Genomic DNA, 18,145 nt, shown 5'->3' with positions numbered 1-18,145 from the left:
ATGTGGAGAAATCAAAATGTCAACAATTAGTGCTGCATTAGTAATGCAATTGCGTGAGCGCACAGGCGCAGGTATGATGGAATGTAAAAAATTTCTAATAGCGACTAACGGTGATATCGAACAAGCAATCATTGAAATGCGTAAAGCTGGCCAGGCAAAAGCAGATAAAAAGGCAGATAGAGTTGCAGCGGAAGGAATAATCGTTATTGCGCGTTCCTCTGATGAGCGTACGGCTGTAATGCTTGAGATTAATAGCGAAACAGACTTTGTTGCACGAGATGAGAATTTCACTAATTTTGCCAATACTGTTGCTGATGTTGCATTAACAAATCTTCCAAAGAATATAGAAGATTTATCCAGTCAGGTATTACCTTCTGGTATTACTGTTGAGCAAGCAAGACAAGAACTGGTAGCAAAAATTGGTGAAAATATAAAATTGCGCCGATTGGAAAGAATGCATTGCGATGGCGTGATTGGGTATTATTTACACGGTTCCCGTATTGGAGTAATGGTCGCATTAAAAAATGGAAGTGAAGCATTAGCTAAAGATATTGCTATGCATGTTGCTGCGAGCAAACCGATGGTGGTTAGTCGTGAGCAGGTGCCAGCTGAAGCTATTGAAAATGAAAGAGAAATATTCACTGCTCAAGCGAAAGAGAGTGGTAAGCCACAAGAGATCATTGATAAGATGATTGATGGGCGAATCAATAAGTTTATTGATGAGGTAAGCCTGTTAGGACAACCTTATGTAAAAGATCCTAACATTAAAGTGGGTCAACTTCTAAAAGAGAAAAATGCTGAAGTGCTATCCTTTGTTCGTTATGAAGTAGGTGAAGGAATAGAGAAAAAAGAGGACAATTTTGTTGAAGAAGTGATGGCTCAGGTTCGTACATGATGAATGAAAGTCAACCTACATTAAAGTACAAACGCATTCTGCTTAAATTTAGTGGTGAAGCGCTGATGGGGAAATCTCAATTTGGGATTGATCCTTCAGTTCTTGATTCATTAGCTAGAGATATAGCAGAATTGATTCATATGGGTGTGGAAGTTGGTTTGGTTTTAGGTGGTGGTAATCTGTTCAGAGGAAAAGCACTTTCTCAGGCTGGTGTTGGACGAGTTACAGGAGACCATATGGGGATGCTGGCCACTCTTATGAATGCCTTGGCGCTCCGTGATGCTTTGGAACGAATTGATCTACCCGCTCGTATTATGTCAGCTATTCCAATGCTTGGAGTAGTTGATCCTTATCATAGAAGAAAAGCAATCACTCACCTGCGCAATGGTCAGGTAGTGATTTTTGCAGCTGGAACAGGGAATCCTTTTTTTACAACAGATACCGCTGCTTGTTTGAGAGCAATTGAGATAGGCGCTGATATCGTATTAAAAGCAACAAAGGTGGATGGAGTTTATTCTGCTGACCCACTTAAAAATCCTGATGCAAAGCGTTATGATTATTTGACTTACAAAGAAGTTTTAACCAAAGGTTTGGAAGTGATGGACTCCACAGCAATTTGTTTATGCCAAGATCAGGGAATGCCTTTACAGGTCTTTGACATGGCTGCTCCTAACGCATTGAAACGAATTGTATCTGGAGAGCGAGTAGGAACTATAGTCGGAGCTAATCATGATCAATGAGATTAAGCAAGATTCAGAAAAACGTATGAAAAAGACTATTGAAGCTTTGCACACGGATATGTCAAAAATCCGCACAGGCAGGGCAAATGCCAGTCTGTTAGATCATGTAATGGTTGATTATTATGGAAGTCCTACACCATTAAGCCAAGTTGCCAATATCACTACAAGTGATCCCCGAACTATTTTAGTTACACCTTGGGAAAAGTCTATGGTTGCAGCTATAGAAAAGGCAATATTAAACTCTGATTTGGGTTTGAATCCTGCAACCGCTGGAACAGCTATTCGAGTTCCTATGCCACCTTTGACAGAGGAGCGCAGAAAGGAGTTGATTAAAGTTGTTCGCCATGAGGGAGAGCAAGGAAGAGTTTCAATTCGAAACATTAGACGAGATGCTAATAATCAATTAAAGGAACTTGTTAAGGAGAAAGCAATCTCCGAGGATGATGAACGACGTGCTGCAGAAGCGATCCAAAAACTGACGGATAGATATATTTCTGAAGTTGATGCGGTATTAGCTGAGAAAGAAAAAGATTTAATGGAAATTTAAGGACTAGATATCACACCCTATTTTATAATAGACCTATAAATCTTATTTTTAGTGCAGGAAAAAATCATACACTGATTATATAATAAAAAATTTGAGTTATTCTCGTTCAGACGGAAATTAATCTTCTAAGATACAACAAAGTTTGTTACAGAAATGGATTCCCTCTGTCCGGGAATGACAAAAATATAATCAAATTTATAAAATATCACAGGCATAATTAACTAAAACTGGTATGCTCTTGCTTAGGTTTTTAGCCTGTTTATCTCATTTTTTACCAATGCTCTTCAGCTCTAACAAATTGGCTACGATATTTCTATAGCCAAACATCAAGATAATGGTACATACAGCTTAATTAAAAAAGTAAAAAACTATTTCAATTCGCAAAATATCTCATATAATCCTAAGATTGCATTAGCGATAATGATAATTTGGGGATGTAATGAAAAGGAATGCATTGATTATAATGTTAATTTATTTAACAAGTAATATGGTTTTTGCAGATAACTTAGGAAAACATGTTTACGAAATTGCCTGTAAAAATTGCCACGCTCCTAATTTAGCCAAGGCTATAAAAGCCCCTCCGGCTTTTAATAAAAAAGCATGGAAGCTGCGAATGAAACAAGCAAAAATAGAAGCAAAAAATAATCCTTCACAATTTGAGACTCCAATGGATTATCTGCTGTACAATGTCAAGATAGGTAAAGGGTTGATGCACCATGGCGGCTTGTGTAAAGAAGCAGATGTTCCTAATACCGATTGTTCTGATGAGGCATTAATTGCAGCGATTAACTACATGAGAAAATAAGATAGAATATTTAAATACATGTCAGTTTTTGCTTCAGTTTCATTTGTACAAAAACGATTGTTTCCCTTTAATTAGCATTAATATTCAGCAACATAACCCCAATCTTTTACCCATGTGATTTTTTTTATTTCATTAGTATTCCTGACTTGTTTAATAAAAAAGTCTTTATTGTCATTTTTGGATGCAATGACAACTATATTGGCACATTTTTTTATTGGAATAATGATATTGGATGGAAATTGTTTCTTGATTAATTGAACCAGATCCCATTGTTCTTGGACATTTGCCAAATTTACCGCTAAAAATCCATCGTCAGTTAATTGCTTTCTGCAATGAATGAAAAAATCTGTAGAATGACATTCATCAGGGAAATGTGTTGCGTCATATAGATCAATAAGCAAATGTTTAAAAGTTTTTTTGTTCTCACGAATAAAATCTTGAGCGTTTTGGTGAATAATGGTGAAATTAGGGATTAAATCCGTCATGAAAAATCGTTTTGCAATTTGAATCACTTCTTCACTATTCTCTACAGCAACGATAGAATGCGTGTTTTTTTGTGCACTCAGCAAGTGAGCAATTCCTGCTCCTCCAAGTCCTAATAAACAACAATCTTTGGGAAATTTTCGCGCCATAAGTGTCAGCATTTGCAAATAATGTAAACCAGGCCTGCGAGGTATATAACGGTTAATTACAGTTTGCCATGCTTCGCTACCTAAAGTAAGCCAACGGTACAGCAAATTTTGGTAGACTTTATATCCCGAGGGTGAAATATAAATACATTTGCCGAATTTTGTTTTCCACATGGTTGGGATACTCAAGATTGAAAGGGATATATTGAGCCCAATTTCAAGATCTGAGTTAATTCATCCAATGCATCCAGACATTCATATAATAATTGCGGATCAGCTAAATCAGAGATTTGCAGTTCAGTTCGGTAATATTTTAAAACCCATTTGTCCAAAGTGTCTAACAGCTTATTATCAATTAGAATACCTTGGTGCATTGCTTTAAGTTCGTAGTCATTCAAAGGAACACGTAAGCGTAAACAGGCTGGTCCACCGCCATTACGCATGCTTTGTTTCAGATCCAGGTAATAGACCGAGTGAATAGGGTTTTGGGGATCAGAGATTAATTCATCAATACAAGTTTTTACCCTAAGGTTTGTTTGACATTCAGCAGGGGCTATTAAAATCATATTCTTCTGATCAGGTAAGGTAATCAATTGAGAATTGAAAAGATAGGTGTCAACTGCTTCACTAACGCTGATTTGTTCTTTTGAGATCTCAATTATTGCCAATGGAAAATCAGCTTTTGCTCTTAATTGATCCAAAACATAGGCTTGATTATAAAAAGCTTCTTCATGAACCAGAAAGACATGTTCATTAGCAACTGAGATGACATCATTATGAAATACACCTTGATCTATCGCCAATGGGTTTTGACAGGCAAAAATTACTCGTTCAGGCTTTAATAAATGGTTGCGAGCAATCGCTTCAGATGCTTCTTTAGTTTGCCGAGCAGGGTATTTTATTGGGCTTTGCTCGAATTGATGATTTCCCAGTATTTTTTTTCCATATACAAAAAAATTAATTCCTGGATGCGCATGACTATGACATAGGCGATTATGATTGGCTGCTCCCTCATCGCTTGTGCCCATTGATTTGGGTAATAGGGGATGATGATTAAAATAATCGGAGTTGGAAAATATAAATTCCAATAATTTTTTTGAAAAATCTGCTTCCTGGTGGCGATGCAAATTACTGATTAAATTTGCAGCAGTGAAATGTACCTTATTGTCTTCGGTATCTATGCTTGCAGAAACGGTTGCTGCATTAGCTGTCCACATACTTGATGCAGAGTAACAGGCACTAAGCAATTCGGGTGCTGTTTTATAGGCTTTATTTATTTGTTCACTGGGAGTGCCTTTAAATCCCAGTTGATACAGTAAATTCAAATTAGGTCGTTGATGTGGAGGTAGTAGACCTTGTTTTAGTCCCATGTTATAAAGTTGTCGCATTTTTTCCAAACCTTGCCTTGCCGCAGCTTGAGGATTGGAAATAGATAAAGCATTATTTGTAGAAGCTATATTACCCGCAGAGAGTCCTGCATAATGATGGGTTTGCCCAACAAGCCCATCCATATTCAATTCATAAACATTCATAATAATTATTCCAATACTAGACCTGGTAATTGTTGTGCTGGAGTTCTTAACAAGGGTTGCTCCATGCTTGCTACAGGATAAGCACAATAATCAGCAGCAAAATAGGCGCTTGGTCTATGATTTCCACTACATCCGACACCACCAAATGGAAGGCTGCTGGCTGCACCTGTAGTTGGTCTGTTCCAATTGATTAGTCCGGCACGAATATTTTGATAAAACTGTTGATAGTGATCTTTATTATCGCTTAGTAAGCCTGATGACAAACCATAACGTGTCTGGTTCGCTAATTGAATCGCCTCATCAAAGTGATTATAACGGTAAATTTGTGTGAATGGTGCAAAAATCTCTTCATCTGGCGGGTTTTTAACGCGAGTCATATCAATAATGCCAGGAGAAAGGAGTCCTGTGTACTCAACAAGAAGTGACATTGGCAGAATGATTTCACCCCCTATTTCTATAAGTTGCCTCTGCGCGTGGAGATGTTTTAATGCTTGAACATGGCTGATAACAGGCCCAATAAAAGGCTCAGGTTGACTATCAAAGGGGCCAATTCTCATTAATTTACAAGCCTTGGCAAAACGTTCTAAAAACAGATCGCCTACCTGGGAATCAGGAATTATAATTCGTCTTGCACATGTGCAGCGTTGTCCTGCAGTGATCATGGTTGAAAGCAATGTATGGTAGACTGCTGCATCAATGTCTTTCACTTCATCGATGACCAAAGGGTTATTTCCACCCATTTCCAAAGCTAAAATCACTTCGGGTTTATCACAGAATTGTTGATGTATACGAAGCCCTGTTGCATAACTCCCGGTAAAATATACGCCTTGAATGTCTTGAGACAAAAGGGTATTTCCACAATCTGCATTACCTTGCAAGCAATTGATAACCCCGGGAGGCAAGCCACTATCGTGCCAACATTGGATGATCAATTCTGCTACTGCTGGAGTATGTTCACTTGGTTTATACAATACAGTATTCCCTGCAAGCAGGGCAGGGACAATGTGCCCATTGCTTAAATGGGCGGGGAAATTAAACGCGCCTAATACTACAACAACACCATGTGGTTTAAAACGCAGGCAGGCATTGGCTTCTGCAGCTTCGGTTTGTTTTGGCCAGGTCCTTTCTTGATAAGCCTGAATTGACAAATTTACCTTGCCAATTACTGAGCTGACTTCAGTTTGAGACTCCCATAATGGCTTTCCTGTTTCCAATGAAATAAGACGTGCCAGTTGCTCACGATTTTTTTCTACCTGTTCCGCAAATACTTTAGTATAACGAACCCTTTCGTCAAAACTTGTATTAGCCCAGGATTTCAGTGTGCGATGTGCAACGAAACAGGCGTTTGCAATTTCCTCATCTGTAGCATTATTTCCTTGCCAAAGCAAAGTTCCGGAGGCGGGGTTTGTTGATTCCAGAATGATCCCATTCCCCTTTGTCCATTCTCCATTAATATACTGGCCTTTACTCTGTATGATTTGTAATTTAGACATCATTATTCCTTTGTTACAATGTTGGAGTATCTTCGGTACGTATGGGTGATATACGCAGGCTATCTCCTTGTTTTACATCAAGTAATTTTGCTGTTTCTTTGCTAATAATGCAGGTATTTTCTCGCTCATTAAAAACAGAATGGCCAATTGTTGCTCGAAAATCCATTTGGGTATTGGCGAGTAAATAGCGATTGCTGCTGCTCGCTTCATCACTGATGTTTTTAATAACCATGATCCGACTTGAAGCAATCGTTTTAATTTCTAGTAATGGTGATTCGATAGTAGGGCCGGCGTCAAAAATATCAACGTAGTTGTTATAACGAAAGCCTTCTTTTAAAAGAATATTCATGGCAGGGATTGTCGATTGATGTGGTTTGCCAATGACTGCTTGTGCCTCTGGCGAGAGGAGTTTGACATAGATAGGATTTCGGGGCATTAAATCGGCGATAAATTGTTTGTTAGTAGCTAGTGTCAGACGATCTGCCTCTACAAAAGGCATATGAAAAAAATTAGCCCCGACATTATCCCAGAATGGCGAGTTGCCTTTATCGTCAGAGATCCCGCGCATTTCGGCAATAACAATCGGGGCAAAACGATGAGGATATTGTGCCATAAATAAAAAGCGTCCTTTCGAAAGCAATAGGCCATTATTGTTTTTTCTATAATCAGGATGAAGAAATAGAGTGCATATTTCCGTGCGACCTTGATTGTCATTGACCAGACTTAATACTTCATAATCACTGCGTATATTGAGTGTATGACAGACTCTGGTTCTTTTAGAGAGTTTATAAGAATAAAAAGGTATTTCATAACCTGTGCTTGCTTCTATAGCGGAGGTGCCGACAATTTTTTTATTTTTTTGCTCTTCCAGGACAAAAAAATAATATTCACAACCTGGGTTAGTGACATTTCTTTGATAGGATTCACAAGACCATTCCAAGCGTTTTTTTAATAATTCTTTATCTTTAGGGAGAGTTGTCATCCCAACACCACTGATTTGTGCCAGTTGATGGATCGCATCCAAATCAGAGTCGCGAGCACTACGAAATAACATCATTTTATTAGATCCTCTAAACCACCCTGTGCCAAATCTATCAGAAGAAGTGCGCTAAGAGCAGCGCGCTCTGATAAGCTATCAAGTAATATATATTCATCTGAACTATGGATATTGCCTCCCCGAACACCTAGGGTATCCAGAACAGCCAAGCCATAATGAGCTAAATTATTACCGTCGCAACAACCCCCACTGTCTTTCCAGTCAATAGTTAAACCAAGCGCTTCTCCAATTTTTTGAATCCGATGAAAAAGCCGTTCTGTCCCTGAGCAGATACGCTTCACAGGTCGTCCAAAAATGCCATGCACACTTAGGGAATAATCAGGTCGTTCCAGCTGTCTGGTGATTTTATTCAATTCATTCCTTACCCAAAATTCATCTTCTGGTAGACTAATTCGGATATCCAGCTGAGCTACTGCCTTATCAGGAACAACATTCAGCGCTTCTCCACCAGCAATTTTACCTACATTGATTGTTACTCCATTTCTTTGTCCATTTAAGGCATGAACAGCAGTAACTGCTTCAGCAAGATAGCATATGGCGTTTCTCCCTTCATCAAATGCCCGGCCAGCATGAGCCGCCTTTCCTGTTGCTATCAGTGTTAATTTTCCACTGCCTTTGCGGTTTTTTGCTAAAGTACCCTTAGGTGTCATTGCTGGTTCATAAACCAGGGCGGCTTGATAGCGATGTGCCAATTCTTTGAATAATGAACTTGATGCAGGCGAGCCAATTTCCTCATCTGAATTAATTAACACATCCCAACCCATTGCTTCCGCAAATCTGGTATTTTCAAAGGCTGCTAATGCATGCAAGATGACGATTAGTCCGCCTTTCATATCTGCAACACCTGGACCATTGATTTGATTAGCATCGAGGTAGCTTAATTTTTGAAAAGGGCTGCTGGCGGAATAAACCGTATCCATATGACCGCTTAGCAGAATTCGGCGTTTTAAGTGGGGGCGTTTGCTAATGAATAAGACATCCCCACAGGATTGCGTAACCGTGCTTCCGGTCATGTCAATCACAGACAAAGATGGTAATTTTATTAATTCTGTGGTGTCAGCGATTGGTTTGAATGCTGAACACAATGCCTCAGCCATGACGGCTAATCCTGTCAAATTAGTTGTTCCAGAATTGATTTCACAAAATTGATGGAGTTGCTCCACCATAGTTGTCTGATGATTATCTATTGAATTGATTATTTCCTTATATAATTTAACCATGGCTCTTTAGTCTTACACTAAATCCCCAACAATAGCGTAATTTGAGCATTGGCGTCAATTCAGAATAGTCGTCATATGGAACTCCCATTATTGTCTGGACTTTACAATTTACTACTTTAAAACTAAACTTGAATTTTGATTCAAAATTCAAGGTTGGGGAATATATGTCTCATGGTGGTGCACGAGCAGGTGCTGGACGCCCTCGAGGACAAGGTAAATATGGAGAAGCAACCAGATCAGTTCGTATACCTGAATCTCGTATACAGGATGTGGTGAAATATCTTCAAGGAGAAAAAGAATTTCCAGCGATTCCTTTATATTCCAGTTCTGTAAGAGCTGGTTTTCCTTCTCCCGGTGATGACTATATTGAATCCATGCTGGATTTGAATGAGTACCTGATCAAGCATCCTGCATCCACATTTTTTGTACGAGCCTCTGGAGAGTCCATGCTAAACGCCGGCATTTATTCCGGTGATATTTTAATCGTTGATCGTGGCATAGAGGCTGCTCATGGAAAAATTGTAATCGTTGCTTTGAATGGCGAATTGACAGTAAAACGGTTATTCCGTCAGTATGGGCAAGTTAAGTTGCTGGCTGAAAACCCTGATTTTCCTCCCATAGATATCACAGAGGAATACGATATGGTGATTTGGGGTGTCGTCACTCATGTCATTCATACGGTATTGTGATGTTTGCGCTGGTCGATTGTAATAATTTTTATGTCTCGTGTGAGCGGTTGTTTAAACCAGCGTTAGCGAATAAACCCATTCTGGTTTTGTCTAATAATGATGGTTGTGTGATAGCGCGCTCTAATGAAGTCAAGGCTTTGGGTGTTCAAATGGGCGTGCCGTATTTTGCAGTCAAGGCCTTATGTAAACAGCATAAAGTGCATGTGTTTTCATCCAATTACTCATTGTATGCTGATATGTCACGTCGGGTTATGTCAGTTCTGGAAGACAATTGGCCAGCAATAGAGATTTACTCCATTGATGAAGCTTTCCTTGATTTGAATACCTTGCCTCAGTCTGAATATGATGAGTTTTGTCGCAAGTTACAAAAAACTATTTTGCGCCATACCGGTATCCCCGTATCCATAGGTATAGGAGCAACCAAAACTCTGGCTAAACTGGCAAATTATATTGCGAAAAAAGAGTTAAGAGTCCCCGTGTTTAACATTGAAAATCAATATCATTGGTTAGCTAAAATAGTTGTTGGTGAGGTATGGGGGATAGGGCGGCAATGGGGTAAAAAGCTAGTACAGCAGGGGATTTATACCGCTCATGATTTGGCTGGTATGGATTTGCAACTAATTAAAAAATTATTTAGTGTTGTATTGCAACGAACAGTGCTTGAGTTGCGAGGTGTTTCATGCGGTAGTTTACAGGATTTTGAGTCAAGAAAAAGTATTATATCTTCCAAATCCTTTGGTTCTATGCAAACAGAGTATTCTGCTCTTGCTCAGGCCATCAGCAGCCATTGTGCCAGAGCCTGGGAAAAATTACGACATCAAAAATTAATGGCATGCCATCTTTCCATCTTTATCAAAACCAATCGATTCCGTTTGGATTTGCCACAATATCAGCAATCCATAGGGTTTAAATTGATTAATCCAACTGATGATCTGCGATATTTGATTCGTTGTGCCAAATTGTGCCTGCGTAAAATATTTCGCTCTGGATTTCATTATCAAAAGGTAGGTGTTTATTTAGGAGATTTAATTGAAAAAAACTGTTTGCAGCTGGATCTGTTTAACCAGGTTTCAGAGAAAGAGTTAAATCAGACAGAGCGATTGATGTCGGTATTAGATGAAATCAATACGAAATATGGCCGTCATACCTTACGTTTGGCAGCAGAAGGGTATGTGAAGCCTTGGGCTATGCGGGCACAGTTACGTTCTCCCAGTTATACCACTTCCTGGTCTGAATTGCCTGTGGTCATTATTTAAAGAGAAACTTATAGGCCACTATGTCATCCGGGAAATCATATTAAGTTACCCAGATGACAGCCTGGTTTAATAACCCAGATTGGAAGTTAATGTCGAACAACAGGATAGAGGGGATCAAGAGGCGGAGCACTAGGGGTCACCATACCATTGCTTACAGAAGGATGTTGATGAACAATAACTTCCGGGTTAAAGAAAGGCATAGATGAATAGGCGTATGGCTCTACTTCGCTTGCTTGTTTTAAGGCTTGCTCGGCCAGGTTTTCCATATACTGTAATTCATCAGTTAAGCGATTTTTAATTTTTTCGTTCTCTAACAGTTCTTTTTCAAGATTGGGAATTGTTTGATTTTCCAGAGTGTAAATTTCCTTTTGGTTTGTTCCCATTTGCCGTCTATTACTTTCTATTGTTTCCTCGTTTGATTCAATAGTCGAATTATTGAAGTAAGCTTTCACAGCATAAGTGATTGCCGCAATACTTGTACCAAGTCCGGCAAGCAATAACAAGGCGGGAGGAGTAATAACCAAAGTTAGCAATACAGCTGGAGCGATAACATAGGGGATGATTCCAGCCAGGGTTAATATCAATGGAATAGAAAAGAGCAAGGACAGTCCTGCTAAGATAAAGGTAGGAAGAAGCAGTTTATTTCGAGTTTTGGTATGGGTATTATACGACTCAAGAAGTTCCCTATTCTGTTCCGCAAGGCGCTCATTTCTCCTTGTTAAATCAGGGTTGGCAAGTTGTAATGATCTCAATTTGGATTGAAGTCGTTCCAAGCTACTCGTATTTTCCCCAATAGTACGCACTGTATTATTTAATTGGTATTGAATAGACGCCGCTTTTTCTTTGTAATTCAAATGCTCTTTCATCCTTTTTACAATAGCTTTCAATGCGTCTATTTCTTGAAAAGGACGTTGCATAGTTTGCAAAGACAATTCAAGTTGCTCGACAAAGGTGGAGTAATTTAATTGTTTCGCTTTCATAAGCAAGGCGGAATGTTGTTGTGCGAGAGATTCTTTTTCTTTCTCAATATTGGATAGCAGCTTTTTTTGATTGTTAGAAGATAGGGTGTTGGCAACTCCTGCTGTTTTTTGGACATAATTAAGGCGTGCTTGAAGGCGTTTTTCTCTATCGCCTCTGCGAATTTCTCTTTCATTATTTCTGGAGTCGAGAGTTTCCAATTCTTTATTTATCTCTGAAATTCTTCTGTTAATCCTCTGAATACTCAGCTCAATATCCTGGTTACTTAAAGTGGTTTCAAGATGAGTGTGCACGTGAGTATTAGGGTTTAGCAAGGGTGCAGATATTGGTTGAGAAGGATGTTGATGAACTACCGGAGTGTCCGGATGAGTATGGACATGGGATACTGTATTGCGGATGAGCAATTCTCTTTCATATTGCTCTTTACGGACTCCCAAAATCTGGAGCTGTCTTGTCAAATGATTCCTTTGGAGGAGATCTTGGCGTAACTCTTCACCATCTCGATTTTTTTCATCGTCATCTTCTTTCATTTGTTGTTCGTAAGCGCTTTTTTCTAAACGCGTAATCACAGCTGTTTCGTCTGATTTTTTAATTTGATATAACTGCACGGCTATTTGATTATGAATCTCTGTAACGATCTTTTTATCAATTAATAAGTTCTTTAATTCAGAAAATGGATTCTCAATAGATAAGAAATTCTGGGTAAGCTTGACGAGTTCCTGTTTTACGTCATAAGTAGCAAGAGACATAGATTGCTCCCAATAATCAAGTTGTTGCATTTTAGATCATAAAGACCAATTTATCAATCTTGCTCCATTGAAATTTTATTGATAGGAAGGTAATTTAGGTTATTCCATTAACTGTTTCTTCTTTCACTTTTTCCAGGGAGTCATCAGAGTCATTTAGTGCTTCGTCGAATTTTTCTGAATGTGTCGATAATGAGGTGTCACAGGGTTGAGTATTGCTGGAATTTAAAAGTGAAGAGTTGGCATAGGATAGACACTCTACTTCTTTTGCTTTCTGGAAGGCCTGAGCAGCTTGGCGTTGCAGTTTTTGCAAAGAAAGCATTAATTGATCTCTTAAATTTTCATCTTTTTTGATTTGCATATCCAGAGTGGGTATTGTAAGCGTTTCCAATGATTTTAAATTTTGGGAATTTCGACTCATTTGACTGGAGTTTGATTCAATCGCTTGCAAATTCGATTTAATAGCTGATTCATTGGAATGCATTTTAAAACTGAAAATGATAGCCGCTATGCCAACACCAAGAGTTGATAGCAGGAGGATGGTTGGAGGTGCTGAGACCAAAATATAAAGCAGCGCAGGCGCCATGAAAAAGGGGATTACTCCGCTTATGGTTAAAATAAGAGGAATTGAAAATAGAAAAGTTAATCCAAATAAGAGTAAAGCCGGGGTACCCAAGCGATGACGTAAGTTAGCATGATGCTCTTTCATCGTGGCTAATTCCAAATTACGTGAAACTAATTCTTCATTTGCTGCTGTCAAATGAGGGTTATTGTTTTTTAAAGTTTTTAGTTTATTTTGTAGTTCTCGTAATTTTTCAATTTGGGAACTGATGGATTGCTTTTTAATATGGAGACTGGATTGTGTATTGATTGCCTCATGCTCAAATTCCAAGTGTTGCTTTATAAATTTTATAACAGACTTTAATGCATCGATTTCTTGAGAAGATAAATTGCGATTTTTTTTATTTAAAAACTTCTGAAGTTCCTCAAGAAATAATGGATAATTAATTTGATCGCCTTCCTGAATGAGATCACTACATTTTTTTTCAAGAGCGTTATGTTGTTTTTGGATACTTCGCAACAAAATGGATTGATTTTTTCCTGATAATGTACTGACAACATCCTCACCAGTGCTATTGTATCCAATTCTTGCCTGAGCGCGTTTAACCCTTTTAGTGTGATGTTGTGAGCGTACGCTGGCACGCTTTTCAATTTCGTTTAATTTTATCTTGTTGTTAATTTCCTGTTCAAAAAGTGATTGAATTTTAATTTCATGCTCATTGATAGATCTTTGTAGACGCTCAATCGATGCAGAATGGCTGGAAGACGATTTTGTCTTTTTCAAAGGAGAATCAGAATGCTGAATCACGTCGACTTTAGCTTGGCTTTCGAAGAGTCGCTCGAGTTTATAATGAAGTAATCTGAGTTCCGTTTGCTGTTCGCTGATTTGGGTTGGGATGTGGTTTAATTCACGAGTTAAAATTTCCTTTAATTTTTTATCTTTTAATGCTTCGGCATCATCCTGTTCTTTTTGAATTTTGTCCTCGGCCAGTTGAGCTTTATAAGCTTGTTGTTCAAGGTTTTTTTTTACTTCTGTTTTATCGGAGTCTCTGGATTTAAGCAGAGTGGCTGTTACAGAAGAATGAATCCAGGGAATTGGGGCTTTACTGAGAATTAAATCTTTTAAGCCAGAGAAAGACAATTCTTCATCTGCCAGAAATTGTTTTATATGCTCTGTAACTAATTCCTCTATATTGCAGTTGGCCAAAAACATAATCACTCCAGATTATCATTTTTAAATGATGTTAGAGTAATTTGAATATTCAGGCAACACACCATGATTGAGATGGCAAGAAAATTGCTGCAACCAACAAATAAGTTATTGGCAACCCCAGGTTTTATTCAGGGTAACTACTGGATGCAATGGATAAAGCAGGTTTGTTTCTTGATGTTGAAATAAGATAATTTCTCATGGTCTAAGAATAATGTTAAAGTGGTTGAAATCTTGTTTAAAAACATAGGGAATTATCAAAAAAAACCAATTTGAAAATTTATTTATCATAACGAAAAGGTAAAAATTAAGATGTATGAGAGTTTATTGGTTGGATGCCATGAGGAATGGAAAGAAATTCTGATGAAAGCATTGAATACAATGGATAGTTGTTACTTAAAACAAATACAAAAGGATAGCCATTGGCTACCTGGACTAAATCAACTGTTTTCTGCTTTTAGCCTGCCTTTGAGTCAAACACAATATATTCTTTTGGGGGAATCTCCATACCCACGCAAAATTTCCGCTAATGGGTATGCTTTTTGGGATAATTCTGTAGGTTTGTTGTGGAGCTCCACAGGGCTAAGTAAAGAAGTTAATCGAGCCACCTCACTACGCAACTGGATTAAAACGTTATTGATCGCTCGCGGCGATTTACACGAAAATACCTCGCAAGAAGCGATTTCCAGGATAGATAAATCCTGTTTAGTACAAACTGCAGAAGACTTTTTTAAGGGAATGATGAAAAAGGGAATTTTATTATTGAATGCTTCCCTGATATACAGTAAAGGTAAGGTTCCGTATCACGCGCGCCATTGGAAGCCATTTATGCAAAATTTATTTGAGCAATTGGCCATCAGGAAGCCTAATGTGCAGTTAATCTTATTTGGTAAAATTGCTGAGAAAATACCTCCAAATAAATTATTGATAGGATTGGTTTCAGAACACCCATATAATGTAAGCTTTATTACTAATCAACGCGTCATTGAATTTTTTAAACCAATGGATTTATTGTCTTATGAATCAAATTGAATCGACTATCGCTACAGAAGAAGTACACAAATTTGCCCAATTTGCAAATGATTGGTGGGATGTTAATGGCCCTCTCAGAACTTTGCATGATATCAATGGCGCTCGTTTTGAATTTCTTTCAGAACATATCAATCTGAAGGGGCTGAGAATATTGGATGTCGGTTGCGGTGGCGGGATACTCTGCGAGTCTATGGCCAAGGCAGGGGCTTATATGAGTGGATTGGATGCAGAACCAGAAGCCATTCAAGTTGCCAAAGAACATGCTCATAAAAACCAGTTGCAGATTGATTATTTTTGCAGTCCTATTGAAGAGTATGAGAATCAAAGTTTTGATGCAATAACTTGTATGGAATTATTGGAACACGTACAAAACCCTGAGTTGGTATTACAACATTGCAGGCGTTTATTAAAACCAAATGGACTATTATTTTTATCAACTATTAGTAGAACATTAAAGGCTTATCTTGGCGCTATTATTGCTGCAGAATATGTGCTTAATTTGTTACCCAGACAAACACATGATTATGATAAATTCATTAAACCCAGTGAGTTAGTCAAAATGGCACGCCTGTTCGATTTCAATCTTATTGATATGAAAGGCCTATGCTATAATCCCTTCCTTAGGAGAGCCACTCTGGTTTCTGATGTAAGTATTAATTACATTATGGTTCTACAATAAAACAAAGCCAAATGTAGCTTTTCTGCGCCTGAGTTAATAGGGCTTGAGATATTTTCGCTATTTTAACTCTTGGCTTTTTTTACTACCATACCGCTCCTGATAACGCTGATAAGCATACTTGGCCTGCTCTGGCGTAACCACATCAATTTCATTACCATAAATATCTACACGTGCTGTATTAGGTTTTTGGCAGCTTAAATAAGCTGGGGAAGCACTGTAATAACTTAATGCTTCTCGTAATGATTTTTTACTAAAAGGTGGTGTATCCAGTCGCTCATAAAAATCAATCAGATCATCAAATATTCCAATTTTGAGCGGTTTGACCTGGTTCCCTTTTTTAAAAAATGCATTAGGAAAATTTTCAATAAGCCAATCAATTACCTGAAGCTTATCTTTTTTGGTTGCATTTAGTTGTTGGTTCATAATCATACCTTGCTACATTTCATCGTAAATAAACTACCATATCTTATGACATAATCAAGCTGCATATTCCTTTAAAAGATAAAATGACGTTATTTAAGCTGTAATTGATGTAAGAAATTTCTCAATTCAATAGAAGAAATTATTGTATTTGCCTGTAAATAATTACTGCTTAAATGATTAAGTTATTGATTTTAATTGCAATAATAAAAAAATACCATTCATACATTGAAAATAGTATTGGGTAAAAGGGTGATTTAACGCCTTGCACTTCTCTCTTTCAGTTGCTAAATTTTAATCAAGACTTATAAGGATATGAGTCGTGCAAATGGATGTGCAATCAGAGGGATCTGATTTGTCAGGATGACAATAAGAACGTAAGTTCTTATACGGATGACTGCGAAAAGCCAGGGCTGAGTCCCTGGCTTACTTATTTATGCTACCAGATATCCTGAGTTAGATAAAAACTTCTTATCGGGGTAATAAGCAAAAACAACCGAACCGTTTTTAATGGTATTGATCACGGGTTTTGCTAAGGTTTGTGCTATAGCCGGACAGCCCCAGGATAAACCAGCACGGCCAGCTTTTTTGATAAAGTCAGGTTCAACATACCACGCGCCATGTATCACAACACGCCTATTGTATGCATTATCATTAAACCCTCTATCCAAACCTTGGAGATTCAAGGAATAGCCTTTGTGTCCGATGTAGGTGTTTTTGGTGATATAGGTACCTAAGCTGGATTGTTTGCTGGACTCTCTATTAGAAAAACTCCTGGCAACATTGACTCCAGAATTTTTACCATGGGCTACGTAAGTATTGTATAATAGGCGTTCGTTACGAAGATCGAATACCCACATACGTTGTTTATTGGAAGGTAAGGAATAATCAATCACGGTAAGAACGGGTTTTTTAACTGCCCCTCTCTTGCTCGCATTTTTATAGGCTGTCAAGGCAAGTTTTAAAACTTTTTTGTTTAATTGTGGGGCCTTGTGGCTAAGATGTTGCACCTGGGTGTTAATGTCTGTTCCAGGCTTGGCAAATAATGGGGTGCTGGATGTGATGTTGCTTGTTAGTAATACAGTTGAGATTAGAGTAAATAATGTATTCATACTGCTCCTTTCTTCTTGTTAAATCACCATTATTGGTTATTACAAAAGATGGTGATTATATTAACAAATAAGTTAATTGTAAATTTATAAGAGCTTAAGTTATCCATTGGGTGAAAATATTAATCATATCATGGGGTTAACTGTTGGTTGGAACAGACGTTTGGTTAAATAATAAAAATTAAGCACAAAATTAATACAATTCTTATGGTTAAACAGTGATCTTTTAGATTAAAACTAGATCAAAATAAGTAAAATTAATTCAGTTTTTATGGATTAAAAAGCACGTTTTTACTTTATCGAATAGGATTGTCGTCATATAATATGCCACAAAATGGGTGCTGATGCATTGGTTTTGTATAGCCCAACTCATTACTCGATACTATGATTTTATCCAAAATATTGCCTTTTCGTAGAGATAGGGCATGGCAAATAAGCTGGTGTAAGATATCATGATTGGATTTCTTCATCGTGAGAATAATGAATTTAATTTTTGTCGTATATGGTAAAAATTTAATACTGATTTTTTACAATTATCACTTTAGTT

General features: G+C 37.8%; 17 protein-coding genes. 8 read left to right on the top strand and 9 right to left on the bottom strand.

Annotation, left to right across the window (positions count from 1 at the left end; all coding sequences use genetic code 11):
- Nucleotides 1–16 precede the first annotated feature (16 nt).
- The 4 genes from tsf to OQJ02_RS08035 all read left to right on the top strand — a co-directional run bounded on the left by tsf (nucleotide 17) and on the right by OQJ02_RS08035 (nucleotide 2,987).
- Nucleotides 17–895, top strand: a complete 879-nt coding sequence (gene tsf / locus OQJ02_RS08050; RefSeq protein ID WP_265718690.1) for a translation elongation factor Ts — start codon at nucleotides 17–19, stop codon at nucleotides 893–895.
- The gene (pyrH, locus tag OQJ02_RS08045; RefSeq protein ID WP_265718689.1) at nucleotides 892–1,635 is read left to right on the top strand and encodes a UMP kinase; all 744 of its coding nucleotides are present in this window, start codon (nucleotides 892–894) and stop codon (nucleotides 1,633–1,635) included. Before tsf ends, pyrH begins: the two co-directional genes overlap by 4 nt.
- Nucleotides 1,625–2,182, top strand: a complete 558-nt coding sequence (frr, locus tag OQJ02_RS08040; RefSeq protein WP_265718688.1) for a ribosome recycling factor — start codon at nucleotides 1,625–1,627, stop codon at nucleotides 2,180–2,182. Before pyrH ends, frr begins: the two co-directional genes overlap by 11 nt.
- Before the next feature lie 439 nt (nucleotides 2,183–2,621).
- Entirely contained in the window at nucleotides 2,622–2,987 is a 366-nt protein-coding gene (locus OQJ02_RS08035) for a c-type cytochrome (RefSeq protein WP_265718687.1), read from the top strand.
- Nucleotides 2,988–3,064: 77 nt separating this feature from the next.
- On the opposite strand, the gene OQJ02_RS08030 is transcribed toward OQJ02_RS08035, so the two are convergent.
- The 5 genes from OQJ02_RS08030 to OQJ02_RS08010 are packed head-to-tail and all read right to left on the bottom strand — an operon-like array spanning nucleotide 3,065 to nucleotide 8,918.
- The gene (locus tag OQJ02_RS08030) at nucleotides 3,065–3,790 is read right to left on the bottom strand and encodes a spermidine synthase (RefSeq protein WP_265718686.1); all 726 of its coding nucleotides are present in this window, start codon (nucleotides 3,788–3,790) and stop codon (nucleotides 3,065–3,067) included.
- 11 nt (nucleotides 3,791–3,801) lie between these two features.
- Complete coding sequence (gene astB / locus OQJ02_RS08025; protein WP_265718685.1) at nucleotides 3,802–5,148, bottom strand: N-succinylarginine dihydrolase; 1,347 nt, start codon at nucleotides 5,146–5,148, stop codon at nucleotides 3,802–3,804.
- A gap of 5 nt (nucleotides 5,149–5,153) precedes the next feature.
- A complete protein-coding gene (astD, locus tag OQJ02_RS08020; protein WP_265718684.1) occupies nucleotides 5,154–6,641 on the bottom strand; it encodes a succinylglutamate-semialdehyde dehydrogenase in 1,488 nt (495 codons plus the stop codon).
- A 13-nt stretch (nucleotides 6,642–6,654) separates the two neighbouring features.
- Entirely contained in the window at nucleotides 6,655–7,698 is a 1,044-nt protein-coding gene (gene astA, locus OQJ02_RS08015) for an arginine N-succinyltransferase (RefSeq protein ID WP_265718683.1), read from the bottom strand.
- Nucleotides 7,695–8,918: a hydrolase gene (locus OQJ02_RS08010; protein WP_265718682.1), complete on the bottom strand. Its 1,224-nt coding sequence runs from the start codon at nucleotides 8,916–8,918 to the stop codon at nucleotides 7,695–7,697. The genes astA and OQJ02_RS08010 overlap by 4 nt, the downstream gene beginning before the upstream one ends.
- 164 nt (nucleotides 8,919–9,082) lie before the next feature.
- On the opposite strand from OQJ02_RS08010, the gene OQJ02_RS08005 reads away from it, so the two are divergent.
- Together OQJ02_RS08005 and OQJ02_RS08000 are read left to right on the top strand one after the other, a co-directional pair.
- The gene (locus OQJ02_RS08005) at nucleotides 9,083–9,607 is read left to right on the top strand and encodes a LexA family protein (protein ID WP_265718681.1); all 525 of its coding nucleotides are present in this window, start codon (nucleotides 9,083–9,085) and stop codon (nucleotides 9,605–9,607) included.
- A complete protein-coding gene (locus OQJ02_RS08000) occupies nucleotides 9,607–10,863 on the top strand; it encodes a Y-family DNA polymerase (protein WP_265718680.1) in 1,257 nt (418 codons plus the stop codon). Before OQJ02_RS08005 ends, OQJ02_RS08000 begins: the two co-directional genes overlap by 1 nt.
- Before the next feature lie 86 nt (nucleotides 10,864–10,949).
- Here the strand turns inward: OQJ02_RS08000 and OQJ02_RS07995 are convergent, their stop codons facing one another.
- Together OQJ02_RS07995 and legC3 are read right to left on the bottom strand one after the other, a co-directional pair.
- Nucleotides 10,950–12,620 carry a type IV secretion protein Dot gene (locus OQJ02_RS07995; RefSeq protein ID WP_322783378.1) on the bottom strand — a complete coding sequence of 557 codons (1,671 nt, stop codon included), beginning with the start codon at nucleotides 12,618–12,620 and terminating at the stop codon, nucleotides 10,950–10,952.
- 64 nt (nucleotides 12,621–12,684) lie between these two features.
- A complete protein-coding gene (legC3, locus tag OQJ02_RS07990; RefSeq protein WP_265718679.1) occupies nucleotides 12,685–14,367 on the bottom strand; it encodes a Dot/Icm T4SS effector LegC3/PpeA in 1,683 nt (560 codons plus the stop codon).
- Between the two features lie 303 nt (nucleotides 14,368–14,670).
- On the opposite strand from legC3, the gene OQJ02_RS07985 reads away from it, so the two are divergent.
- Both OQJ02_RS07985 and ubiG read left to right on the top strand, forming a co-directional pair.
- Nucleotides 14,671–15,390, top strand: a complete 720-nt coding sequence (locus tag OQJ02_RS07985) for a uracil-DNA glycosylase family protein (protein ID WP_265718678.1) — start codon at nucleotides 14,671–14,673, stop codon at nucleotides 15,388–15,390.
- The gene (ubiG, locus tag OQJ02_RS07980; RefSeq protein ID WP_265718677.1) at nucleotides 15,377–16,069 is read left to right on the top strand and encodes a bifunctional 2-polyprenyl-6-hydroxyphenol methylase/3-demethylubiquinol 3-O-methyltransferase UbiG; all 693 of its coding nucleotides are present in this window, start codon (nucleotides 15,377–15,379) and stop codon (nucleotides 16,067–16,069) included. The genes OQJ02_RS07985 and ubiG overlap by 14 nt, the downstream gene beginning before the upstream one ends.
- Nucleotides 16,070–16,126: 57 nt before the next feature.
- On the opposite strand, the gene OQJ02_RS07975 is transcribed toward ubiG, so the two are convergent.
- Nucleotides 16,127–16,498 (bottom strand): ProQ/FINO family protein, encoded by a 372-nt coding sequence (locus OQJ02_RS07975; RefSeq protein ID WP_416209886.1) that lies wholly within the window; start codon nucleotides 16,496–16,498, stop codon nucleotides 16,127–16,129.
- A 425-nt stretch (nucleotides 16,499–16,923) separates the two neighbouring features.
- Nucleotides 16,924–17,601 (bottom strand): murein L,D-transpeptidase catalytic domain family protein, encoded by a 678-nt coding sequence (locus OQJ02_RS07970; protein WP_027221882.1) that lies wholly within the window; start codon nucleotides 17,599–17,601, stop codon nucleotides 16,924–16,926.
- Nucleotides 17,602–18,145: the final 544 nt, after the last annotated feature.

Origin of the sequence: Legionella sp. PATHC032, assembly GCF_026191185.1 — a bacterium.
Classification (GTDB): Bacteria; Pseudomonadota; Gammaproteobacteria; order Legionellales; family Legionellaceae; genus Legionella.
This window is presented reverse-complemented; position numbering and strand designations above follow the sequence as displayed.